Genomic DNA, 21,826 nt, shown 5'->3' with positions numbered 1-21,826 from the left:
CTCCTTTTCTTCAATTTCAATTCAGGACGGTCGTTGTGCTTCGAGTACCAGTAAAGCATTGCGCCAGCTACCGAACAAGGCAGTGATGACTCCGATGCTTGGCGCATCACGTCCGATACTGAACCGTTGATAACTTGCGATCGTCAGATGCTCCGTCTCTTGTGCGGCTTCAGCAAGTACGTCGAGCACTTCTTCTTCCCGCCAGCGTTTACGCGGGAATTCGATCCCAATGATTTCAAGTGCGTTTGACCAAGAGCCGTACCGGCGGGCAATCGTTGCGACAGTCGGACGATTTTGACCAGCCGCCCACTTCGTGTAGGTCTGACTCGTCAAGACCGGCAAGACCCCTTGCGCTTCCAGTAATGACTCGATGATCCGTTGTTCCATTTCCTGGACGCGTTCCTTTAAGATATCCGCTTCTGACAATGCCTGCTGCCACGAGTTGAATTGATGGACGATATCCGTCAGGCTTGGTGCTTGTTTCTGTTGTGCCCATTCGCGGTACGTCGCACTCGTGAAAGGATGGAGTTCCTCCCGTGCCTGACGCAAGGCGTCAATGATTTCCGATTTCGTGAACGTCAAGCGGGCATGCCCGATGCCTGCTCGTTCCAAGGCGATTTGCCACGATCCAAACAGCATCAGGATTTCCGCGACGCTTGGATGAGTGGTGTGGAGTTGCCAGCGGAAATAGGTATTGGCCGTCAATTCATTCTTCCCGTTCGCAGCGAGACGGAGTGCTTGGATCGCTTCCTCCATATCGCGCATGACGATGTCCCCTTCCCATATATTCATGACTGGACGTTCCGGCGTACGGTCGTCTGTAAAGCATGACAAACGTTTCGGATGACGACGGCTTGTTCAGTGAACGTCATTTGTGAAGCAGACGGAAGACAGATACCGTCTTCAAACAAGCGACGGCTGACGTCAACCCCTTCTGCTGTGACGAATGGTACGTCGCGATAGACGGGTTGTAAGTGCATCGGTTTCCAGACCGGGCGAGACTCGGCATTCGCTTGTTGCAGTGTCTGAATCATCGCATCGCGTTGCGCTTGACCACCCGGTAAAAGAAAGGCACTGAGCCAGCGGTTGGCGAACGTACCAGGCTGCTCGACTTGCGACGTGACGCCGTCCGGGGCAAAGGCACGGTCGTAGCGATCAAAAATTTTCCGCCGTGCATCGACGCGTTGATCGAGAACCTCAAGCTGTCCCCGTCCGATCCCAGCAGCGACATTACTCATTCGGTAATTGTAGCCGACTTCCGTATGCTCATAATGCAAGACCTGCTGTCGCGCCTGTGTTCCGAGATAAAAGGCACGTTCAATCAGAGCCGGATCATTTGCGACGAGCATCCCGCCGCCTGACGTCGTGATGATTTTGTTGCCATTGAACGAATAGATACCGAACGTTCCGAACGTTCCGGTCATCCGCCCGTTGACACGAGTCCCGAGTGATTCTGCAGCATCCTCGATCAACGGAACATCGTACTCTTCACAGGTCGCAGCAATCTCCTCGATTTGCGCGGCGACACCATACAGATGAACGACGATGACAGCCTTAGGAAGTCGACCACGCGTTGCCGCCTGGATCAAGGCCCGACGGAGTGCGACGGGCGACATGTTCCAGGTCTCTTCTTCCGAGTCGATCAATACAGGTCGCGCTCCGACATACCGAATCGGATTCGTCGAGGCAATGAACGTCAAGGACTGACAGAAGACATCATCCCCCGTCGTGACACCAAGTGTCGCGAGCGCCAGATGAATCGCTGCTGTCCCACTACTCGTCGCAAGCGTTGCACCAGCACCCGTGTACGCTTGCATATCTCGTTCAAAGGCATCGACATTTGGTCCAAGAGGGGCGACCCAGTTCGTCTCGAGTGCCTCGTTGACGTAACGGGCTTCCTGACCACTTAAATGCGGGATGGAGAGTGGGATGTGTTTCATGATGTTTCCTCCCTTCGAGGTGACAGATGACGAAGCGGTGTTCGGTAGAGCGGGAACCAGTGACCCATTTGAGTTTCCGGATGTTGTCGTTCGAATTGTCGCGTTAGACGCTCATAGATCGTGGCATCCAGAATCGACGTACCGAGTCCAAAAAACGTTTGATTCGCACTAAAGGATCGTTTGTAGGCAAGCAAGCTATCCGTATTCGATCGTGTCGTGCCTCCACCAAGATGAAGAGCTTGAAAACCGGCTTGTTTTGCCCAACGAATCATCTCCGCGAATAACAGATGGTTGGGTCGAAGGACTAAGGATGCGGGATCAGACGCACCGAGGTGATAATGCGCGAACTGGCGACCAGTCAAGACGATACATCCGGCGATGATCCGTCCGTCATGTTCAGCTAGCAACAGCACGTTGTTAATCCGTCCGTCCGCGAAATGATTGAAGTAAGTCTGATTAAAGTAATACCGGGCATCCGCTTGATGTTTGTCCATTGTCATCTGATAGAGATGCGCGAAGTCTCCGTATTCTTCCGGGCGCCCAAGACGAATCGTCACGCCTTCGCGACGTGCCTTCCGGATGTTGCGTCGCGTCATTTGTGAAAAGTCGCTTTCGATCATCTCGAACGGGTCCATTAGTTCGAGTGTCACGGTCGGCTGCAGGATCTCCGTTTGATGGCACCAGTATTGGCCCAGTTCTTGATTGTGCAAGAGTGGATGGAAGCGAACCGTCTCTGTGACGATTCCCGTCTCGTTGCAATAGCGTTCGAATCGCTCGCGCGCTTCGCGAATCTGATCGAGTGACCAGATGCCTTTGAAAGAAGGACCACCGTAGCCGTAAGGTGTCGTGATATCTTCAAAGAGTGTGCCTGGAATCCGTCGCCGCAAGTACGGATAGATCAACGTCCCAAACTCCGTCGGATAATAAAATAACTCAGGAATCTCGTCGTGTTCCTTCGCGAGTTCGAAGTAAGCATATTCGTAGTAACAATCGAGCTGATAGGTCGCAACGAGTGCATCCCATTCGCGCGGATCCCGGATCAACCGTTCATCGCTTAACGACATCATGGGGAACACCTCCGTCGAGACCCTTGAACTCACCCATCCCAGTCTGATGAGCCGTCGAGTTCCCTTCTGACGAGATGACCATTTTGAACGTCTTGAACAAGATATAGAGATCGAGTCGGAATGTCTGATTCGCTGCGTACCATTGATCTTGCTCGAGGCGTTGTTGCCACGTCGTTGCGTTGCGTCCATGGATCTGCGCCCAGCCCGTCAGACCAGGAAGGACATCATGCCGGGTCATCTGCTCCTTCGTATAATGGTTCAAGTAACTGACGAGTAACGGACGCGGTCCGACGAAGCTCATCTGTCCGCGGAGAATATTAAAGAACTGCGGAATCTCATCAAGGCTTAAGCGACGAATCCACTCGAGTGATGCTGGAATCCGGTCTGCATCCGGGAGAAGTTTTCCCTCAGCATCCGTTTCGTTCGTCATCGTGCGGAACTTGTAGATTTTGAATAACTCCCCCTTGTAACCCGGGCGGACTTGATTGAAGAAAATCGGACGACCGAGCTTCGTATAGATGACTAAGGCGACGAGGGCGTAGACGGGAATCAGGATCAGGATAGCGATAAGACTAACCGTGAAGTCGAATGTGCGTTTCATGATGACGTCCTCCTTTTACATAGCTGAAAAGAGATCAAGTTGTCGTTTGATGACGTCGGCTTCGTTGAAATGTTTCATGGCACGGTCAAATCCGTTCCGTCCCATCTCGTTGGCACGGTCAGGATGTTCGACGAGTGTGTTCATCCGTTTGGCAAGCTTCGTGATATCGCGGACTTCGATGAGATAGCCTGTCTTCCCCTCGACGACTTCCTCACGACAGCCGCGGATGTTTGTCGCGATGACTGGTTTTGCGCTCGCCATCGCTTCGATGATTGATCGTGGTACGCCTTCACGATGTGACGGTAAGACGAAGGCATCGACTTGTTGGAATAAACCCGGTACGTCTTCGACGAATCCAAGGTAGTCGACGTTTGGAATCTCGCGGATTCGCCGTAAGAATAAGTGTTTCGTCGTCTGATCGCGCTCGCTTGCCATCATCTCACCGGCAATGACGAGACGGGCTTCCGGGTGAGGATAGACGACATCCTCGAATGCATCGAGCAGTTCGAGAATTCCTTTCTCTTCGACGATCCGACCGATGAATAAGAACGTAAACGGCGCTCCGGCTTCACGTGGTCGTGGGTAGAAGCGGGTCAAGTCGATTCCATTTCCGAGATGCATCAGCCGGGTATTCGCTTTAAAGCGTTTGCGCTGGGCGAGTTGATAATCTTCCTCGCTTTGAAGGAGCAGATAATCGGTCGCGAGACGTGCCAACCACTTTTCGACTGAATACGTTAGCTGATACGTCATCCGCCCCATCTTCTCGTGGAAGTAAAAACCGTGTGCCGTATAGACGATATGCTTCGTCCCGGCACGTTTGGCGGCGACCCGTCCAAGGGCAGCGGCGACCGGTGTGTGGACATGAACGGCGTCGTAACCATCCTCTTTCAAGATTCGCGTGATTTCACGGATCGTCCGCCAGTTACTCGTCCAGTCGATTCGCCGCTCGATCGGAATGTCATGCATCCGGAATCCCTTTGCTGCCAGTTTCACCGAGGCACCCGTGTCGGCACAGGCGATGCCGACGTCGTGCCCCGCATTTTGCAAAGCGAGTAAGAGCGGCTGCAACATCGTCTCTGCCGTCGTATCGAGAGCACAGACTTGAAGGATTTTTAGAGGCGCCATACGTGGACCCCCTCCGGTTGTTCTGCTCGTGGCAACATGCCTTTGATGTCGACGACGATGCCGCGACCGACCTTCAGTAAGTGTTGTGCCAGATTCCAACCACCTTCAACGTATTCTTCGTGTGAGACGGCAAAGATGACGACGTCGGCTGGTTTGAGTTCACTCATCTCGAGTAAGTCGATCCCGTACTCACGTTTTGCCTCACTCTTTTCGACGAGTCGGTCCGTCACTTGGACATCGATTCCGAACTCTTCGATTTCATGAACGAGGTTCGCAACTTTCGAGTTGCGGATGTCGCTGACGTTTTCTTTGAACGATAATCCAAGAATGGTGACCCGGGCGCCGAGCACCGGCATATTCTGTTTGATCAAGTTCTTAACGAGCGCTGTGGCGATGAAACGCCCCATCGTCTCGTTGATCCGACGACCGGCAAGGATGACTTCCGGATGGTAGCCAAGTGACTCCGCCTTCATCGTCAGATAGAACGGATCGACACCGATACAGTGACCGCCGACGAGACCCGGACGGAACGGGAGGAAGTTCCATTTCGTGCCGGCTGCTTCGAGGACTTCGAGTGTATCGATATTCATCCGGTCGAAGATGATTGCGAGTTCGTTCATTAAGGCGATGTTGAGGTCGCGTTGTGTGTTTTCGATGATTTTTGCTGCTTCCGCGACCTTGATCGATGAGGCACGGTGGACACCGGCTTCGACGACGGCTTCATAAACTTCCGCGACGATATCCAGTGTCTGTTCATCTTGGGCGGAGACGATTTTTTTAATCGTTTTAAACGTGTGCTCATGGTCACCCGGGTTGATTCGCTCCGGTGAGTAGCCGACGAAGAAGTCGACACCAGCGCATAAGCCGGACGCTTCTTCAAGAACCGGGATACAATCTTCTTCCGTAGCTCCTGGGTAGACGGTCGACTCGTAGACGACGATGTCGCCTTTATTGAGCTGGCGACCCACTAGGTGCGACGCCCGTAAGAGTGGTGTCAGGTCCGGCTGGTTCTGTGCATTGATCGGGGTCGGAACGGCGATGATGATGAAGTCGCTCGCCTGCAGTGCCGATGGATCTGAGACATAATCGACGGTTGCGTTCTTCAACGTGAAGGGACTCAGTTCGAGTGTTGCGTCGATGCCTTCTTGAAGTTCTTGGATTCGTTGTTCCTTGATGTCAAAGCCGATCACGCCCGTCTTTTCACCGAACGCGACGGCAACGGGAAGTCCGACGTAGCCGAGTCCGACGACGGCAATCGAACGGTTGGCAATGGGAAGTGCACCAGTATGGGCTGCTGTCGTATCTACGATGTGTTTGACTGCCTTGTTCATGTTGGGTTCCTCCTATTTCATCGACTGTTTGACGATCAACGTTTTTCCGTTTGGCTCTTGTTTGACGTGTTCGACTGGTTCAAGGACGATTTTCATGTCGGAGCCGAGTAACTTGCGCATCTCGTTCAAGAGAATCTGTTCGTGTCTTGGCTGGAATCGCTTGACGTCCGGAATATAGCGAAGCGTCACATGATTGAGCGCATGCTGCTCGACTTGGAGCCGTAAGACTGAGTTCGGCAGTTCCCGTGCGATGGTCGTGATATCTCCTTCGAAGACTTTACCGCGCTTCTCACTGACGATGTAGCTCGTTCCCCGACCATCGATCGAGGCGATGACGGGACCATTTAATCCGCAGCCGCATGTCTCGTCACTAAGTGTCATCCGATCACCGATCCGGTAGCGAATCAGCGGTGTTCCGCGTGTCGTAAAACAGGTGACGATGACTTCTCCATCCTCTCCATACGGTTCGATGATGCCGGTTTCGTGATGCAGATGCAGTTTATGTTGGCGGCATTCCGAGATGATGGGTGCTCCTTCTGAGGAACCGTACTGATCAAAGACCGGGACACCGAACGCTTCCTCAAGAATGGAGCGCATCTCCTCCGTCACTGTTTCGGATGTCGGAAAAATGGCGATCAGTGGAATGTCTAGTCGAATATGGTGCTTTAGCATGTAGTGAGCGATTTCGACCATCGCCGTCGGTGTTCCGTCGAGTGCTCGTGGTTGAAAACGATTCAGTTCTTCGAGATAGGCCAGGAAGTTCTCTTCTTTCAAATGAAAAATCGAGAGTAATAACTGATTGAGTGGTCGATTCATCCGCCAGAAGATGGGTTTTGTCTGATCGACGGCTGTCAGCGTCCGCCCGGTAAAGCTTGCCCGACGCATCCCGGCGCGGAAGCCGTGAAGTTCCTTGAAGTAATCAAGATGTGCCATCCTTTCCTGAACATCCTCTCGCATGAAGGCGACTTGGAGTGACTTTCCGCTTGTTCCTCCTGTCCGTCCTCGGACCGGCGCATCGACACGGGACATGAATGCATCATTGTTTTGGCGAAGCGTCTCTTTTTCAAGGATCGGAATCGTCTGCAGCTGCTCAAGTGACGTAAACGGTAACTGGATATCATGTTCGTGAAAGAGTTGTGTGTAATACGGTGTATGCGCCACAACAAACGCGAGAAAGGCATTCAGACGTTCGAGCTGTTCCGCTTGGTAATCCTGCGTCCGATCCTTCATCCGAAGTTCCTTTATCTTTTGCTCATAGAAGCGACCGTAGCGTTCTTGCATCAACTTCCGACCGTATAACGAGGTCAGCCAATTTTGGATGAAGATTGGAGAGCGATAGTAGAGATTCTCTTTAAGCGCCATCTTGGATTTCCTCCTTCATCAAGTAATGGCTCTCGTACCAGTCGATGAATGCATGGACACCAGCTTCGACCGTCGTCTGTGGTCGGTAGCCGATTGTCTCGAATAGTGAGGAGACATCGGCGAAACTTTCCGGGACGTCACCCGGCTGTAACGGCATCCCGTTCTTGATCGCCGTCTTACCGAGGCGTCGTTCAATCAAGGCGACGAATTCACTTAAGCGAATCGGGCTATGACTACCGATGTTGTAGACGCGATACGGGACGTTACTACGATCCGGTAAGGGATTTGACGCGTCAAACGTCGCGTCGACTTCCGGTTCAGTCTGGAACAGACGATAGATGCTTTCGATGATATCGTCGACGTAGGTGAAGTCTCGTCCCATCTCGCCGTAGTTGTAGAGATCGATTGGTTCGCCCTTCGCAATTGCCTCCGTGAACTTGAACAGTGCCATATCCGGGCGCCCCCATGGACCGTAGACGCTAAAGAAGCGAAGCCCTGTCGTCTTCATGCCGTAAAGGCTACTGTAGGTGTGCGCCATCAGTTCGTTCGCTTTCTTTGAAGCGGCATAAAGACTTAGCGGATGATCGACGGCGTCCGTCGTCGCGAACGGCATCTTCGTATTCGATCCATAGACGGAACTCGATGAAGCGTAGATCAACTGCTCGACGGGATGATGGCGACAGGCTTCTAAAATCGAGAGAAAACCGACGATGTTTGATGTCATGTAGACATCGGGTCGGTCGATGCTATAGCGTACGCCTGCCTGCGCTGCCAGGTGGAGAACGAGATCAATTGATTCTTGTTCAAAGATTCGCGCGACGACTTCCGTCTCTTCGAGTGAGACCCGGTAAAATGTATAATTCGTGCCGAGTTCAGCGAGCCGGGCTTCTTTTAACGTCGGGTCGTAATAGTCGTTCACTTCATCGAGTCCGATGACTCGGTAACCCTCCCGGATGAAGCGACGTGCGGCATGAAATCCAATGAAGCCTGCGATACCAGTGATTAAGATCGTTTTATTCGGCACGGTGTTCGACCTCCTCAAAGTAGTGGCGCGCTTGCAGGCGCATGTAGTGAACGGTTGTGTAGACAATGAGTAACATCGGGAACAACTTATACCGGTGTCGGATGGCCGTTCCGACGTTGCCGGTTCCAAGACCGAAAATCAACGCGTTGAGTGCAAAAAGAAGGAAAAAGAAGAAGAGGACGCTGCCGAACGGATGCTGACGAATCAGTTTGAACGACCGAACGATGGCAAAACAACCGATGAAATAGAAGACGGCGTCGAGGAAGAAAATCAGGATGTTCATGACACTCGACCACTGCCACGGGAATGGTGAGAACAAGAAGTAGATCATCCGGATCGGTGAGTAGAGAATCATGTCGCCTGGACCTGTCACCGTCAATCCATTCAAGTAAGCGGAGCCGCCGCGATCGTAGCTCATCCCGCTGAACAACTGTCCGTTTTCCGAGACGTGGGTGAACTTCGCGAACAAGACGTCCTGGAAGCTGTAGACGATAAAACCGACGACGAGCACTTGGAAGATCAGTCGCTGTACCTTCGTCGGTTCAAAGTCCATGCGTCTTGTCTCATGGCTGTAAAACGAGAAGTAGACGAGTAAGACGACGATGCCGACGGCAAGACCGGAGTGGAACATCGTACTGATGAAGTAGCCGAGATACGCGAGAATCATGTGCCTGCCGGACTTTTCTTCCGTCCAACGCACCATGTAATAGAGCGTATAGACGATACCAAGAGCGACGATCTGATCCCGTAAGAGAATCGGTGAGAGCAACAATCCTTGCGGGAAAAATGCGAAAACGAGTGTGGCACCGAAGACGTATCGTTCCGGTAAACGTAACCGTTGCAACGTCTTTGCTAGAATGACGACGGCGACGACGCCAAGGATGACGTTGAAGAACTGAGCTAGGATTCGTTCCGGTCCGAACATCAGATAGAAGATTCCGAGAAACTTGGAATAGGTGCCGCGGACGACATCATTGAAGGTCGACGGGTCGGTGAAGATTTGGACACCTTCGAGATGAAAGGCTTCCGTATCGTCCCCACTGTGCGGTGGTAAGCGGAACAGTTCGAGATCGATGAACATCAAAACCAATCGGACGAAGAAAGCGGTGATGAAGACAAGATAGAGCGGCGTCGTCTCGGCTTGGCGGAGTAGGTAATAGAGAAACAACACCGAGTTGATGAGCAGCAAGGCGGTCACGTACGTGTCCGGGAAGAGCGACCGGGCGAATTGACAAACGAGCGCTTCAATGACGATGAGTAAGAGAATGGGTCGCATCTTCTTCCCTCCTTAACTGCTTTGTTCGACGACGAGGGCGACGTTTCGTGGATACAAGGAGCGATAGAGCGCGGGTAACAGTAGGACGATCTGAGTGACTGCGCAAAGTGTGTATGCAATCGTCGCTCCGTATAGTCCGTACAATGGAATCAAGAGGCTACAAGCGACGAGATTGACGACGACACTGCCGAAGATCGAGAGTGTCTGGATTCGAAACTGCTGGAAGCCGGTCAGTAGTGCCTGAATGACGGTCGAATTATAGAAGAACAACGACGCGACCATCATCAAGACGAAAATCAGATGATATTTGACGAACGACGCATTGTAGAAAATCGTCATCAGTAACATCGACCGTGTCAGCTTGCGCAGTTCCGGTAAACTTTGGCGTTCACCAGTATCTGACGAGAAGTTCGGCAATAAGACAGCAATCAAGGAGTGGATGAACAGACTACCGAGTACGAGTAGATAGGCAATACTTGCATAATATCCGAGCTCTTCCGTTCCGATCGCATGTCCAACGAATAACCGTGGGATGTTCGCGTTCAAGGCGATCAGTAGAGCGACGAACCCGAGTGGCATCGCTTTAAGGAACAACTCCTTACCGGATCGATATCGTAAGTCGAGCGCTTGATTGTCAAAACCACGACCGACCCGGCGAATCGTCGGGAGATCGTAGACGAGTAACATGATCAAGTTCCCAGTGATCAAGGCGATGACGAATCCCTGGATCGAATGGGTCGTAAAGAGGACGAGTGCTGCGCCTGAGACATTCAGGAGACTGCGAAAAATCTTCGAGATGGCGACTTCCTTGAAGGCAGTGTGTCCCTGTAAGAAGCCGTATCCGAGATCAGCGAACGACTCCATGTATTTATTGAGATAGACGAGTAACGTCAGTAGTAAGATGTTCGCTTCACCGAAGAAATAATAGACACCAAGGAGGACGAACACACCTGCCGAGAGGAGCGAAAAACGGGTCTTGATGAAGAGCCAGAAGTTCGTCAGTCCAGCCCGTTCTGCCGTCAGGATCGTACTGGCATTCAGCCAACAGAACATGACGATTGGTGCGGTGATGGCAAGGGCGTAATTGAAGTAGCCGATATTGAGCGGCGTACTCCATTTGATCAGGAGCGTCAAAATCATCCATTGATGCAACGAATATGCTGTATCTGCAATGAAGATGAGATTGAAGCGAGACAGCCGAACCGTTTTCATCGTTCTCCCCCTCTCTATTTACGAGCGATCCGCATCGTTGGTGCGACTGGATCGGCATCGGTCTCGTTTGTCGCTTCTAATAAATACTGGCGAAGTGTATCGTCCCGATCGAGCGCTTGGGCGATCTCACGCAAGTACGGATCGACGGAGCCGAAGGGGCGTGTCTTTCCGACGAGGATCTTATCGAAGACGAGTTCGTCATGCACCTCATCACGAGCGAGCAGTTCCTCGTAGAGTTTCTCCCCTTTTCGAATCCCGCTGTAGACGATCGGGATCTGTTCTTCCGTAAATCCACTCAAGTGAATCAAGTTTTTCGCAAGTGTCGTAATGTGGACCGGTTCACCCATATCGAGGACGAACACTTCGCCACCTTTTGCGAGGACACTCGCTTGAATGACGAGACGACTCGCTTCCGGAATCGTCATGAAGTAACGTGTCATCCGGGGATCGGTGATCGTGATCGGTCCACCTTTCGCGATTTGTTCCTTGAAAAGTGGGATGACGGAACCGCGGCTTCCGAGGACGTTGCCGAACCGGACGACGGCGAACGTCGTTTCGCTATTTCTTGCCATCTGTTGGATGACCATCTCAGCGATTCGTTTCGTCGCGCCCATCACGCTCGTCGGGTTGACTGCCTTATCGGTCGAGATCATGACGAAGCGTTTGACTCCAGCCGCTTCTGCTGCTCGGGCGACGTTACGTGTTCCGTAGATATTATTCTTGACGGCTTCGCTCGGATTATCCTCCATCAGCGGGACGTGCTTATGGGCTGCCGCATGATAGACAAGGTCCGGTTCGAAGCGTCGCATGACTTCAAGCATCCGGTCACTGTCCTGTACATCGGCGATGACGGATTCGAACTGGATGTCCTGGCTGAGACACTCGAGTTCCCGGCGAATCAGGTAGATACTGTTTTCACCGTGTCCAAGAAGAACAAGTCGTTCAGGACGAAAACGAATCAGTTGCCGGCAAATCTCGGAACCGATTGATCCACCGGCACCGGTGACAAGGACCGTCGCTCCATGTACGCTTCGTTCGATTTCCGTGATATCAAGCTCGACTGGTTCCCGTCCGAGTAAATCAGCGATTGAGACTTCACGGATTTGTTGAATCGAGACCTTACCGGAAGCGAGCTCGACGAGCATCGGTAACGTATGCGCCTCGACTTGCGTCTGTTTAATTCGATTCAACAGTTCGATTCGTCGCGGATACGATAAGGACGGGATCGCGAGGACGACCGCTTCAATCTTTTGTTCCTCGATGATGCATTCAAGTTGCTCGATCGCTCCGATGACAGGAACACCGTGAATTCGCATCCCGCGTAGTTCAAGCGAGTCATCGAGTAATCCGACGACGTTTAAGATATGCGATTTCTTTTGTTTCAGTTCTTTCGTGATCATCTGCCCGGAAGCTCCGGCACCGATGATTAGCGTCCGTTTGCCGAGCGTCTTATGCTCCGGAACGAGTCTGAGACTACGGCCACGAATCAACAACCGGACGAATAAGATACCGTTCAAGACAAGTCCTGTCTGCAAGAAGATCGCCCGTTCGACCGCAAAGTCGAACAACGCATATTCAAGACCAAGTAAAACGAAACTGCTGGCAAGGACGACGACGAGGAGAACGGCGAGATCACGTAAACTCGCGTAGCGCCAGATGATTTGATAGAAACGCATCCAATGAGCGACGAAGGTGAGGGCAATCCACTGGATGAGTGCGATTTCGAGGGCATCCTGTAACTCGAAATTGACGGTGAGATGGAGCGGATTAAAGAAGTAGAACGTTACTACGGTTGCGAGTGCGATGACTCCGGCGTCGATCAGGCGAAGGAGTCCAATCTTCAACTGCCGACGATACGGGGTAAGCGGGGAATGCTGCATGATGGTGTCTCCTCTCCTCTCTCATGAGTGCGTCCGGGGAATGACTTTCGGATAACTGTCGGTCGCTTCACGTGTCACTTCTTTTTTGCTTAACGAGCGCGAATAGACGATCAGGAGTCCGAGCATTAAACCAAGGACACCACCGATTCCCGTATTCATCAAAATGTTCGGGGATACGGGCTTCGTTGGAATTCGTGCACTGGAGAAGACTTCCGTCTTACTCGTGTTAATCAGTTGCGGGAGATAATCCTGGAAGACTTCCGTCATCGTATTTGCCTGAATGGCTGCCTGCTCCGCTGAACGATCCGTGATGGATAATGCGATGACTTGCGAATCGAGATTGCTCGAGACCGTCAGACGATCCGTCAAATCGAATAATCGCTTGTCGGTGACGTTCATCTTTTGGGCGACCTGATCGACGACCTCTGGGCTTCGCAAGATATCTTGATAGGTACTGACGAGTGTCGGCGTCGATGTCGCCTCTGCATCTGCTTGAGGAACGACGAGGATGTAGGCCGTCGCTTCATATGTCTTCGGAATGACATACGTGCTGAGTGCATATCCGGCACCTGCGAAGAGCATCGTGAAGAGTGCCAGTAGCCACCAGCCGCGTCGGAGTGTCGTCAGATGATCTCCAAAGGTTTTTCTTTGATGCATCGAGCTCACTGTTGTTCACCTCTTTCTAGCTTGACCGAATGGATGGACATTGGTTATGTCTACACCTTATTTCCAATCGAATTCCAAAACAATTAGAGCTTGGTGAAAATGATTATATTTTTTTCGGTAGCTATCTCGTTTGCGTGACGCGAGTTCACAGCAGGAATTCATGTCACAAAAAAAACGCGATTCACGAAAAAATGATTGCGTTTTTCTTAATATTTTTTCATTGGTCTGCATGATTTTTTAAAAGATGAGGGTAAATACAAATTTGACGATTAAAAAGTATTTGAATCGGTAATAAGTCCTATATGAAGGGTGGATAGTCTTTAGAAATCATGTTAAAATCAGCCAATATACCCACATCGTTTGCCTTATCCATCCTAGTCATTTGGATCATGCTCGATGCTTGGATTCGTCCTCTGTCCTTTACGGACGAAGTGTTACCGAAACAGTGGTCACTTTGGTTGCTTCTTGCCTACATCGCTCTGTTCAGCGTCTGTTGGTTCATCTTACGACCGTTCTATCGCGTCAATCGCACAACTGGACATCAAATCGGATTTATTTTTCTGATTTATCTGACATTTCATATCGTATTTTTCTTTTTTAATGCGAATACGGATCGTGTCCTTGCTTCGCTTTACCTCATTTCGACTTGGCTTTTCGTCGGCATCGTCTCTTCGCTCTCACGTACATCGATCGACCAATGGCATCGTCTTCTGTATTACTTCCTTTACGGACAAGCCGTCTTTCTCGCTTCCTACGCACTCATCGTCTCGTTTGGCACAGAGTATGTTCCGGTCGAAAACCTACAATGGCTTCGAATCGGTCCTTTGTCGTTTCCTCAGCTGTATGTCGGAGAGCAAGGTTCATTCCTTCGCCTTGCTGGACTGATGAACAATCCGAATACGTTCGCAGCGTGGCTCGTTCCGGGAGGACTGCTTGCTTGGTTCTATCTACTGCGACATTTTCCACGTTGGCAAAGTCTTCTGCACGCTGTTTTCTTACTCCTGATCGTCATTGCTTTGCTAAGGAGCGGTTCGCAGACAGGAATCTACTCCTTCGTCCTCCTGGCACTCTTGACGAGTATTCGAATGGTTCCGGGAACGAGACGCCGGATGCAGGTAGCTGCCTGTTATGTGACAGGAAGCCTGATCTTATGTGCCGTCTTCGCATTTCAAGGTCTGCTTCCCCGTCTGCTCAGTCTTAACGGACGATTTACGCTTTGGCAAGCAGGATGGCACGCTTCCGCTGACGCGCTCTGGTTCGGTCACGGGATTGGAAGTGCCCCGCGTGGACTGCAGGAACAACTCGGGGAACGGATTCTTTATACATTTCACAGCACACCGATCACGTTTCTCTACGAATTCGGTCTCATCGGTTGTCTGCTGTACGGTGCAGTCTTTCTGTATTTGTTTTATCGACTGCTTCGCATTCAGACGACGGATCTCGCTTTCCTCGCGCTCTTGCTAGCCAGCTGGCTCGGGTTACTCCAATTCACGGAAAGTGTTCTCGTCAGACCGAGTGGATTTTATTTCATTTGGCTCAGCCTTCTTGCTTATGCGTCGCTTCGTCGACTTCCACCTCACGACAGTACCCACACCTAGACGCACCTACACGAAAGGGGTATGACATCATGAAGAAATGGACAGAACAACAAGTCATCGATAGCCTGATCGAAGCTAGTATCGAATATCCCTCTCTCGACGCAAAGACATATGCGCGCTGGTCGGTCGGAAAAGACATTCCATCGATCACGACGATCATCAATGTATTCGGCTCTTGGCGTGAAGCACTCCAAGCCGCTGGTCTCTCATCGATCCGTCCGTATTTTTCAGATGAAGAGATTCTTACTTTCATCAAGGAAGCATCGACACGTTTACATCCCTTCCATAGTAATAGCTACCGGGAGTGGGCAAAGGCCAAACACGGACCATCCTTGACGCTGATCAACTTACGTTTCGGTTCTTGGTCACGCGCGCTTGAAGAAGCACAGATCGAGATGACACGCTCCATCTCGATGACGGAAGAACGGATCATCACTGCTTTACTTGAAGCTTCCGATGTCCTTCCGCGTCTGACAACACAGACGTATGCGATTTGGGCACAGGAAAATGGACATCCGACCGTCGCGACGATTGCCCGTAAATATGGTTCGTGGGCAGATGCTCTCGCTTGCCTTGACATCGCTCCACCTCGCCGGAAATGGGTCGAAGAAGACGTCCTTGAAGCACTGCGGCAGGCACAAGAAGAATTACCTTCTCTCAGCATCATCCATTACCGAAAATGGGCAGAAGGTCGCTCGGTTCCGAGCACCTCGACGATCAACGCCCTCTTCGGCAGCTGGACCTCCGCCGTGCAATGCCTCAAGCGTGCACGCGTTTCTCTTTCCTAATCCTTTTCTTCCATCTAAAAAAGAGTGACCCGGTATGTTACCGGATCACTCCTTTTTCGTGCGTATCATGATTTTTTGATCTGCTCAAGTAGAGATGCCGGCAATAGTGTCACCGTATCGTGCTTCAACAAATAGATGTCTTCCGTATACGCCCCGATTCGTCGAGGATTGCGTTGCCCGTGGAGATTGTTTCGGATCGCTTTCGGAAAATTGACCCCACATTCATAGGCATGAAGATACCCCCCACCAAATCGTGGATTGATTTCCGATAAGTAGAGCGTTCCGTCCACATCGAACAGATCAAAATCTAGTGGACCGACGAGACGAGTTCCCGCTAAGACCTGCTCAATCAATTCAAAGACGTCGTCGCGTTTGACGGAGCGACTCTTATCCGTTTCTCCTGCGCGCATGACGAGTTTCTCCTTAATGAAGATATCCGTCACTTCATGCGTCAGCCAATCGACATACACATCAACGCCAAGTTCTTGTCCTCTTAAGTATTCCTGAATCAATAAATTCGGATGGACAGCGAACAATCCTTCGACGACCTGAAGGGAGGAGACAACCTGGACATGAAGACTAGCACTGCCGTTACGTGGTTTTACGAAGACTGGAAATGCGACTTCCCCTTGCGTGAGCGCATTTTTAAATGCGTCGAGTGTCGCATATGTTCGTGCATGGGCAATCCCTTCCGTGACACAATACGTATACATAGCGTATTTATCAAAGCATAACTGGCACGCATCCATCGGTGAGACAAGGACCGTGACACCGATCGCTTCAAATCGTTCTGTTGCCGCTGCGAGCAACTCCAGTTCGGGATCGATCAATGACAACAGCGCCGTTACGCCTTCCCGCTGACACAACTCTAGTAGATGATCGATATACCCCGGTGCGTCGATGCGCGGGACAAGATGATGACGCTCCGTCATATAAAGACCCGGTGCAAGTGGATTACAATCCGCAGTACTGACGTGACCGTCCGGCATCTCACGAACGAAGTACTCGACCAGTTTCGTCCGGCGACCGACGCTTGTCATCAACAAATGGGCAGTCTTCATAGGGCCATCTCCTTCGTTAAAAGTGATGCCTTTTCTTTTCGTGCCAGAAAGAAAGACTTCCTGCTTGGCGCTGTACTTTTTTCCTACGAACGAGCAGATAGCATCCGATTCCGATCAATGCTCCAGTTCCGTCGAGTAACACATCTTGGACGAGACCAGTCCGGTCACCCGTTAAAATTTGATGAAACTCATCAAACACAGCGATGGTGATTGCTAATGAATAAGCGAACAAGACGGCAAGACCCGGTGTCAAACGACGACGCGTCAAATCAATCAAACCGATACCTAATACGAGAAACGTCGAGACGTGCGCTGCTTTACGAATGAAAAATTCAATGAATCCACTGCGTCCGAGCGCCGCTACACTGACTTCTCCATGATACGAGAAGGAGATGAATCGCAGATGATCGACGAATCCTAATGGGATATAGCGAGATAGACCAGGTTTGATCGATTGTGCCTGATAAGGCATCGAACTTGAGATGAAGAGGATCAATAGGACGGCAAAGACGACATAGCCGGACCAGGTGATTTTTTTCATGAAGACACTCCCTTATGTGATATCACTTTAGAATAGCACGGACAGAAACGATAGGCGATTATCTCCGAAAATCAATTTCTATTTTAACCCAGTTCATTTTTTTAGTTTCCTTGAAAAACGATATTTTACATTTATCAGGTTTCTTTTATAATGAAAGTGGTTAATTAGTACTATAAAGAATGAGCTGGAGAATAGGAGTGGAGTGCCATGAATCGTGCACTAGGTAAAAAAATTATGCAATTGCGCAAACAACACAAGTATACTCAAAAATTTTTAGGTGAACGGTGTGGTGAATCAGCAACGGACATTTCCGCTTACGAACGTGGTCAGCGCATTCCCTCTGCTCAAGTTTTGGAACGATTGGCTCTTGCTTTAGACACGACGATCATTGATCTCATCGATCCGAAGTATGTACAACATCCTTCATTGAGTGAATTCATGCAACAAGCGCTTGAACCATCGCAACCGCTTGATCTAAAGCTCATTCTTGAAGATTTACTGGTTCATCTCAGTCTATCGAAGGAAATCTATTTTGATGGTCGACTCGTCTCATCACCTGTCCGGGATGAGATGGCAACGTCCATTGATCAAGCATTAAAGCGGGGTCTTTCTTCTATCGAAGCGTAAAAAAGAGATCAAAATCAGCTGATTTTGATCTCTTTTTTTATTCTGTTTGGACGATATGATCGATGTATAATTGATTGTCGTCATATGTTGCTTCTAATAACTGACGAAAAAACGTATTTTCGCTTGTTTTCTCGGATACGAATACACGTGCGTAATGCTTATGCGCCTGCTCGAGTACAGTGAATTTCAAAGTACGGGCAGATGAAGAGAAAAACAATTGACGACCGGGATAACCAAAGGCGTCCAACGCTTTCGATTCTTCTAAGAAATGAAAAGGTTCGTCTGGAAACAAGGTCTCAATGAACGATAGACAACTTTGTTGAAAGGTACTTCCGCTCTGATTTTCCATGATACATCCGGCTCCTCTTTCTTATGATGTACTTTGAATCATGCAAAGGAAACTACTGTATCTCATTACCCAGTCTTTAGACCTATTCAAACCAATATATTACATATATTTTTTATTTTATTATTACATTATATTTTGTACTTATTGTTTTTCGAACTCCAATACCATCATTGTCTTTCCTTCATATAGAAATTGTCCATGATAACGCGATAACGTCGCAAATTCAAACAGCGTTTTTGGTTCGTATAGATATTCGACCGCATAACTGACTTTTTCCTCTTGTCCGGATTTGAGATAAGCGTTGAACAAAAGACGCTCCCCATCGATGTGATAGCCATAGAAAAGTAATGTCTTTTGAAAGCGTCGTGTCGCAATCGGATGGACAATTGATTTCAGGTGATCGATGTGATACAAGGACACAAGCAAGCGTCCGCTCGGTCGTAGCAACTGACGGATGTTGCGGAAGAACAACAGCAGTTCCCCACGCGTATAACGTAAAATCGTCGTTCCCGGTAAGATGATCCGGTCAAAATACTCAGGTCCGACGACGTCCGTCACGTCATGACTCCATCCATAAACCTTATGCTGATACGCCTCCGCGATTTGCTTCGTCCGCGAAGCTTCCGGTTCGATCAGATAAAGGTCATACCCCTCGTCCGATAAAAGATTAAACAGGGATGGATCAAACGTTCCATGAAACAGGATCCGCTCTCCTTTTTGTATATAACGTCGATAGAGCATCAACTCATCGACTTCATTTAACTGTTGTGCTTCTTGGTACAATCGACCAAATCGTTCATCTCCCTGGACATGATCGAGCACTTGGACGCGGGAGTAGCTACCTTTACGCAAAAACGGACCAAATAAGACCTCACCCATGATACATCAACTCCTTGTAATGCTGAATCGCTTCCGCATAGTCTGCGCCGAGTCGCTCTGGCAACACGTCGAATTGTTCCTTTTGATCCGCTTCTAAAATCCAGAGGAATGCTTCGTTCGTCTCGAACAGGCGTAACGTCGTTCGATCGAACGCAAAACACCCTTCCTCATTTTGAATGCCGATCAATGTTAACGGTCCAATCCGTCCAGACGTACGGGGTAATTCAAGATCCGAGTAAGGGGTGATGAAACGGCTCGTCCCTTTAAACGATCCTGCCAGTTGATACAACAACGGAAACAATTCCAGTTCCGTTTGCGACGCGAGCGCCTCCGGTTGAGATTGCTGTTCTCGAAGACATTCAATATCGATTGAAATATCCGCACTCAACTGAATCGTTTTTTGTCGATCAGCGTAAATCCCGTCCGCAAAAAAGAACAGGCGATGCGAGACGCGTAATCCGCTTAATGTCGCATAATCGAGAATCCCCATCGATTGATCGTTTGGAATGCACCCCGTTTGCTGCCAGTCTTGTAACCGCTCGGCAAGTGCGTCGCGAGATAAAACTGTCAGCTGTGACGCAAGTGACGGAGATAAACCGTCTGAGAACGTCAACAAAATCGGAGTCCGACTCATCAGTTCGATGATCGGCAGATCGTGCCGCATCGGATGGTCAAAATAGATGACACTATTGATCGTCATCAATTGAAAACTGTCTACTGGAATCCGGTCCAACAATGAGCTGTCCTCGATATAGATATGACGCAGCGGTTGCGGATGGTGCGGCACGGATGCCGGATAGACACCCGTCATCAACGAAAGGAGAGCATGATGGACTGCTGGAACGGATGCCGAAACCCGTATCTCTTCCTGCGGTAAGAAGAGACCGTTCAGGAAATCCGGTTGACCGAACAGAACCTCCCCGTTCTGCCGGATCAAATGAAACTGGACGTGTAGCATCTCGTGTTGCAAATAGGCAACGAGACGCAATGTACGCTCCCCTTCTCCTTGGAGGACGAAGACGTAGTGCTCATATTCCTGAAAATCCATGTAATCGAGTAAATCATGAAACGTATGCGTATCATAATCAAAGGCATCGATTGAAATACGATGTGCCTCACAAAAAGTCTGCATCGCGAGGGATGGCAAGGAACGTTGTAACCAGCCGTCTTGTTCCGATAAAAGTGATAATCCGATCATGTCCTCTCTCCTTTCTCTTCAAGTGATTGAAAAAAGGGCTTCATTCTCTACGATCCGAATGAAGTCCTTTTTTTGTGTATTAAGCCGATTTGATAGTTGCTTTTGGTTTCGTATTAGTCCGGTCCATTTCCCGATGAGCGAGGGGGGCGACGGAGACGGTAGCAGGATTGAGACACCAAGCGCAAGAAGTCATGTTACGTCGCGTTTCTTTTAATATGAGTGTCATGGTTGTACCCCTTTCTGAATCAAGTGAGATGGTCGTTGAAACATTGATACGAAATCAAGTAAATCAGTGGTATCCCGTTCCATTCGCTTCTATAATAGAAATTGGTACCCTGTACCAGTTCAATCTTCACGAAAGGACGAGGAGCCGATGGATCAATTCATGTCACCGCAAATCGGCTTAGCATTACGCCGACTGCGAAAGAAACATAATCTGACACAAAAAGATTTAGCAAACGGAATTTGCAGTCAAGCAGAGATCAGTAAGATCGAGAGTGGTACCCATTCACCAACGGTTGAGCTTCTCTTTGCACTATCTAAAAAACTACAAGTTCCTTTTTCTTCATTCTTTGATCATGCCAATTATCGTGAAGCGTTTTATCAATTAGATGAACAATTATTAAAAAAGTTTCGAAATAACGAATTTGATAAAATTTACTATGAGACTAAATCTAAGTTAGAGCAACCAAATATAGATGAAGAAGTCATATTGTTGCTTAACTACTATAATAGTATTTCAGCTCATAAGTTAAATATGACTGACTACAGAACTTGTATTGTAGTCTTACGTCAACTGTCTGAAAAATACTCTTCAATTTTTTATTCACCAAGTATGATAATTCGAATAAAATCAGCAATTGCGAATCTATATTCTGAAAATAAAAACTTTACTCATAGCAGGAAAGTTTATGAAGAATTAATTGATTTAGACTTTGAAAATGAAGAATTAGTTTTAGATCGTATTCGTATTTTATATAACTTCTCTAAAACACTTTTACAATTGAAAGAACCTAACTACGCTTTAAAAGTCATTGAAGAAGGCATTGAACAAAGTTTGAAATATAAAGACATGTCAATGCTTGGACAGCTTTATTATCAACAAGGCGCTTGTTTAGAGCGCTTTAATGCGCATGAACATCATCAACGAATAAAACTTTCATATCAGCGTGCTCTCGTTTTTTTCGATTTACTAAAGATGAAGGAATATCAGTATTTCATACTAGAAAACAAATCAGAATATCTAGTCTAAATTTTATGCTTTATTGCTAACGATTCTATATTCATATGGCAAATCTTTT

Annotated in this window: 22 protein-coding genes; 4 read left to right on the top strand and 18 right to left on the bottom strand. The window is 49.2% G+C overall.

Annotation, left to right across the window (positions count from 1 at the left end; translation table 11 throughout):
• Nucleotides 1-21: 21 nt before the first annotated feature.
• From B2751_RS10430 to B2751_RS10375, 12 genes are read right to left on the bottom strand one after another with little or no spacing between them, the layout of a single operon-like run.
• Nucleotides 22-792 (bottom strand): hypothetical protein, encoded by a 771-nt coding sequence (locus tag B2751_RS10430; protein WP_290774654.1) that lies wholly within the window; start codon nucleotides 790-792, stop codon nucleotides 22-24.
• Nucleotides 789-1,940 carry an aminotransferase class I/II-fold pyridoxal phosphate-dependent enzyme gene (locus tag B2751_RS10425; protein ID WP_290774652.1) on the bottom strand — a complete coding sequence of 384 codons (1,152 nt, stop codon included), beginning with the start codon at nucleotides 1,938-1,940 and terminating at the stop codon, nucleotides 789-791. The genes B2751_RS10430 and B2751_RS10425 overlap by 4 nt, the downstream gene beginning before the upstream one ends.
• Nucleotides 1,937-3,007: a lipid II:glycine glycyltransferase FemX gene (locus tag B2751_RS10420; RefSeq protein ID WP_290774650.1), complete on the bottom strand. Its 1,071-nt coding sequence runs from the start codon at nucleotides 3,005-3,007 to the stop codon at nucleotides 1,937-1,939. Before B2751_RS10420 ends, B2751_RS10425 begins: the two co-directional genes overlap by 4 nt.
• Nucleotides 2,988-3,608: a sugar transferase gene (locus B2751_RS10415; RefSeq protein WP_290752713.1), complete on the bottom strand. Its 621-nt coding sequence runs from the start codon at nucleotides 3,606-3,608 to the stop codon at nucleotides 2,988-2,990. The genes B2751_RS10420 and B2751_RS10415 overlap by 20 nt, the downstream gene beginning before the upstream one ends.
• 15 nt (nucleotides 3,609-3,623) lie before the next feature.
• Entirely contained in the window at nucleotides 3,624-4,733 is a 1,110-nt protein-coding gene (locus B2751_RS10410; RefSeq protein WP_290774648.1) for a glycosyltransferase family 4 protein, read from the bottom strand.
• Entirely contained in the window at nucleotides 4,721-6,064 is a 1,344-nt protein-coding gene (locus tag B2751_RS10405; RefSeq protein ID WP_056063262.1) for a nucleotide sugar dehydrogenase, read from the bottom strand. Before B2751_RS10405 ends, B2751_RS10410 begins: the two co-directional genes overlap by 13 nt.
• A 12-nt stretch (nucleotides 6,065-6,076) precedes the next feature.
• Nucleotides 6,077-7,426: a phenylacetate--CoA ligase family protein gene (locus tag B2751_RS10400; RefSeq protein ID WP_290774645.1), complete on the bottom strand. Its 1,350-nt coding sequence runs from the start codon at nucleotides 7,424-7,426 to the stop codon at nucleotides 6,077-6,079.
• Nucleotides 7,416-8,450, bottom strand: a complete 1,035-nt coding sequence (locus tag B2751_RS10395; protein WP_290774643.1) for an NAD-dependent epimerase — start codon at nucleotides 8,448-8,450, stop codon at nucleotides 7,416-7,418. The genes B2751_RS10400 and B2751_RS10395 overlap by 11 nt, the downstream gene beginning before the upstream one ends.
• On the bottom strand, nucleotides 8,440-9,726 hold the full coding sequence (locus B2751_RS10390) for a hypothetical protein (RefSeq protein WP_290774641.1): 1,287 nt from the start codon (nucleotides 9,724-9,726) through the stop codon (nucleotides 8,440-8,442). The genes B2751_RS10395 and B2751_RS10390 overlap by 11 nt, the downstream gene beginning before the upstream one ends.
• Before the next feature lie 12 nt (nucleotides 9,727-9,738).
• Nucleotides 9,739-10,938, bottom strand: a complete 1,200-nt coding sequence (locus B2751_RS10385) for an oligosaccharide flippase family protein (RefSeq protein WP_290774638.1) — start codon at nucleotides 10,936-10,938, stop codon at nucleotides 9,739-9,741.
• 14 nt (nucleotides 10,939-10,952) lie between these two features.
• Nucleotides 10,953-12,818 carry a polysaccharide biosynthesis protein gene (locus tag B2751_RS10380; protein WP_290752731.1) on the bottom strand — a complete coding sequence of 622 codons (1,866 nt, stop codon included), beginning with the start codon at nucleotides 12,816-12,818 and terminating at the stop codon, nucleotides 10,953-10,955.
• Between the two features lie 21 nt (nucleotides 12,819-12,839).
• Nucleotides 12,840-13,475, bottom strand: a complete 636-nt coding sequence (locus tag B2751_RS10375; RefSeq protein ID WP_290774636.1) for a YveK family protein — start codon at nucleotides 13,473-13,475, stop codon at nucleotides 12,840-12,842.
• Between the two features lie 338 nt (nucleotides 13,476-13,813).
• Between B2751_RS10375 and B2751_RS10370 the strand changes: the two genes are divergently transcribed.
• Together B2751_RS10370 and B2751_RS10365 are read left to right on the top strand one after the other, a co-directional pair.
• Nucleotides 13,814-15,082, top strand: a complete 1,269-nt coding sequence (locus B2751_RS10370; RefSeq protein ID WP_290774634.1) for an O-antigen ligase family protein — start codon at nucleotides 13,814-13,816, stop codon at nucleotides 15,080-15,082.
• A 29-nt stretch (nucleotides 15,083-15,111) separates the two neighbouring features.
• Nucleotides 15,112-15,870 carry a homing endonuclease associated repeat-containing protein gene (locus tag B2751_RS10365; RefSeq protein ID WP_290774633.1) on the top strand — a complete coding sequence of 253 codons (759 nt, stop codon included), beginning with the start codon at nucleotides 15,112-15,114 and terminating at the stop codon, nucleotides 15,868-15,870.
• A gap of 65 nt (nucleotides 15,871-15,935) precedes the next feature.
• Here the strand turns inward: B2751_RS10365 and B2751_RS10360 are convergent, their stop codons facing one another.
• Together B2751_RS10360 and B2751_RS10355 are read right to left on the bottom strand one after the other, a co-directional pair.
• Nucleotides 15,936-16,931: an ATP-grasp domain-containing protein gene (locus B2751_RS10360; RefSeq protein ID WP_290774631.1), complete on the bottom strand. Its 996-nt coding sequence runs from the start codon at nucleotides 16,929-16,931 to the stop codon at nucleotides 15,936-15,938.
• 16 nt (nucleotides 16,932-16,947) lie between these two features.
• Nucleotides 16,948-17,472 (bottom strand): VanZ family protein, encoded by a 525-nt coding sequence (locus B2751_RS10355; RefSeq protein WP_290752745.1) that lies wholly within the window; start codon nucleotides 17,470-17,472, stop codon nucleotides 16,948-16,950.
• Nucleotides 17,473-17,679: 207 nt separating this feature from the next.
• Between B2751_RS10355 and B2751_RS10350 the strand changes: the two genes are divergently transcribed.
• On the top strand, nucleotides 17,680-18,099 hold the full coding sequence (locus B2751_RS10350) for a helix-turn-helix domain-containing protein (RefSeq protein WP_035410414.1): 420 nt from the start codon (nucleotides 17,680-17,682) through the stop codon (nucleotides 18,097-18,099).
• A gap of 37 nt (nucleotides 18,100-18,136) precedes the next feature.
• Here the strand turns inward: B2751_RS10350 and B2751_RS10345 are convergent, their stop codons facing one another.
• The 4 genes from B2751_RS10345 to B2751_RS10330 form a co-directional block, all read right to left on the bottom strand.
• Complete coding sequence (locus tag B2751_RS10345) at nucleotides 18,137-18,448, bottom strand: hypothetical protein (RefSeq protein ID WP_290774629.1); 312 nt, start codon at nucleotides 18,446-18,448, stop codon at nucleotides 18,137-18,139.
• Nucleotides 18,449-18,589: 141 nt separating this feature from the next.
• Nucleotides 18,590-19,327 carry a hypothetical protein gene (locus B2751_RS10340; protein ID WP_290774627.1) on the bottom strand — a complete coding sequence of 246 codons (738 nt, stop codon included), beginning with the start codon at nucleotides 19,325-19,327 and terminating at the stop codon, nucleotides 18,590-18,592.
• Complete coding sequence (locus B2751_RS10335; protein ID WP_290774625.1) at nucleotides 19,320-20,525, bottom strand: hypothetical protein; 1,206 nt, start codon at nucleotides 20,523-20,525, stop codon at nucleotides 19,320-19,322. The genes B2751_RS10340 and B2751_RS10335 overlap by 8 nt, the downstream gene beginning before the upstream one ends.
• Nucleotides 20,526-20,604: 79 nt before the next feature.
• Complete coding sequence (locus B2751_RS10330; protein ID WP_290756601.1) at nucleotides 20,605-20,751, bottom strand: hypothetical protein; 147 nt, start codon at nucleotides 20,749-20,751, stop codon at nucleotides 20,605-20,607.
• A gap of 147 nt (nucleotides 20,752-20,898) precedes the next feature.
• On the opposite strand from B2751_RS10330, the gene B2751_RS10325 reads away from it, so the two are divergent.
• Nucleotides 20,899-21,777, top strand: a complete 879-nt coding sequence (locus tag B2751_RS10325; RefSeq protein ID WP_035410425.1) for a helix-turn-helix domain-containing protein — start codon at nucleotides 20,899-20,901, stop codon at nucleotides 21,775-21,777.
• The last annotated feature ends 49 nt before the right edge of the window (nucleotides 21,778-21,826 follow it).

It is taken from the genome of Exiguobacterium sp. UBA6282 (assembly GCF_002440475.1).
GTDB lineage: Bacteria > Bacillota > Bacilli > Exiguobacteriales > Exiguobacteriaceae > Exiguobacterium_A.
Note: the sequence above shows the minus strand (reverse complement) of the source record. Positions and strands in the feature narration are given on the sequence as shown.

Bases quoted from the DNA above. Each gene is read 5' to 3' on its own strand.
- B2751_RS10375 (WP_290774636.1), bottom strand. From the start codon at position 13,475: ATGCATCAAAGAAAAACCTTTGGAGATCATCTGACGACACTCCGACGC.
- B2751_RS10425 (WP_290774652.1), bottom strand. From the start codon at position 1,940: ATGAAACACATCCCACTCTCCATCCCGCATTTAAGTGGTCAGGAAGCC.
- B2751_RS10365 (WP_290774633.1), top strand. From the start codon at position 15,112: ATGAAGAAATGGACAGAACAACAAGTCATCGATAGCCTGATCGAAGCT.
- B2751_RS10370 (WP_290774634.1), top strand. From the start codon at position 13,814: ATGTTAAAATCAGCCAATATACCCACATCGTTTGCCTTATCCATCCTA.
- B2751_RS10400 (WP_290774645.1), bottom strand. From the start codon at position 7,426: ATGGCGCTTAAAGAGAATCTCTACTATCGCTCTCCAATCTTCATCCAA.
- B2751_RS10380 (WP_290752731.1), bottom strand. From the start codon at position 12,818: ATGCAGCATTCCCCGCTTACCCCGTATCGTCGGCAGTTGAAGATTGGA.
- B2751_RS10385 (WP_290774638.1), bottom strand. From the start codon at position 10,938: ATGAAAACGGTTCGGCTGTCTCGCTTCAATCTCATCTTCATTGCAGAT.
- B2751_RS10355 (WP_290752745.1), bottom strand. From the start codon at position 17,472: ATGAAAAAAATCACCTGGTCCGGCTATGTCGTCTTTGCCGTCCTATTG.
- B2751_RS10325 (WP_035410425.1), top strand. From the start codon at position 20,899: ATGGATCAATTCATGTCACCGCAAATCGGCTTAGCATTACGCCGACTG.
- B2751_RS10410 (WP_290774648.1), bottom strand. From the start codon at position 4,733: ATGGCGCCTCTAAAAATCCTTCAAGTCTGTGCTCTCGATACGACGGCA.
- B2751_RS10415 (WP_290752713.1), bottom strand. From the start codon at position 3,608: ATGAAACGCACATTCGACTTCACGGTTAGTCTTATCGCTATCCTGATC.
- B2751_RS10350 (WP_035410414.1), top strand. From the start codon at position 17,680: ATGAATCGTGCACTAGGTAAAAAAATTATGCAATTGCGCAAACAACAC.
- B2751_RS10360 (WP_290774631.1), bottom strand. From the start codon at position 16,931: ATGAAGACTGCCCATTTGTTGATGACAAGCGTCGGTCGCCGGACGAAA.
- B2751_RS10405 (WP_056063262.1), bottom strand. From the start codon at position 6,064: ATGAACAAGGCAGTCAAACACATCGTAGATACGACAGCAGCCCATACT.
- B2751_RS10340 (WP_290774627.1), bottom strand. From the start codon at position 19,327: ATGGGTGAGGTCTTATTTGGTCCGTTTTTGCGTAAAGGTAGCTACTCC.
- B2751_RS10345 (WP_290774629.1), bottom strand. From the start codon at position 18,448: ATGGAAAATCAGAGCGGAAGTACCTTTCAACAAAGTTGTCTATCGTTC.
- B2751_RS10335 (WP_290774625.1), bottom strand. From the start codon at position 20,525: ATGATCGGATTATCACTTTTATCGGAACAAGACGGCTGGTTACAACGT.
- B2751_RS10330 (WP_290756601.1), bottom strand. From the start codon at position 20,751: ATGACACTCATATTAAAAGAAACGCGACGTAACATGACTTCTTGCGCT.
- B2751_RS10430 (WP_290774654.1), bottom strand. From the start codon at position 792: ATGAATATATGGGAAGGGGACATCGTCATGCGCGATATGGAGGAAGCG.
- B2751_RS10390 (WP_290774641.1), bottom strand. From the start codon at position 9,726: ATGCGACCCATTCTCTTACTCATCGTCATTGAAGCGCTCGTTTGTCAA.
- B2751_RS10420 (WP_290774650.1), bottom strand. From the start codon at position 3,007: ATGATGTCGTTAAGCGATGAACGGTTGATCCGGGATCCGCGCGAATGG.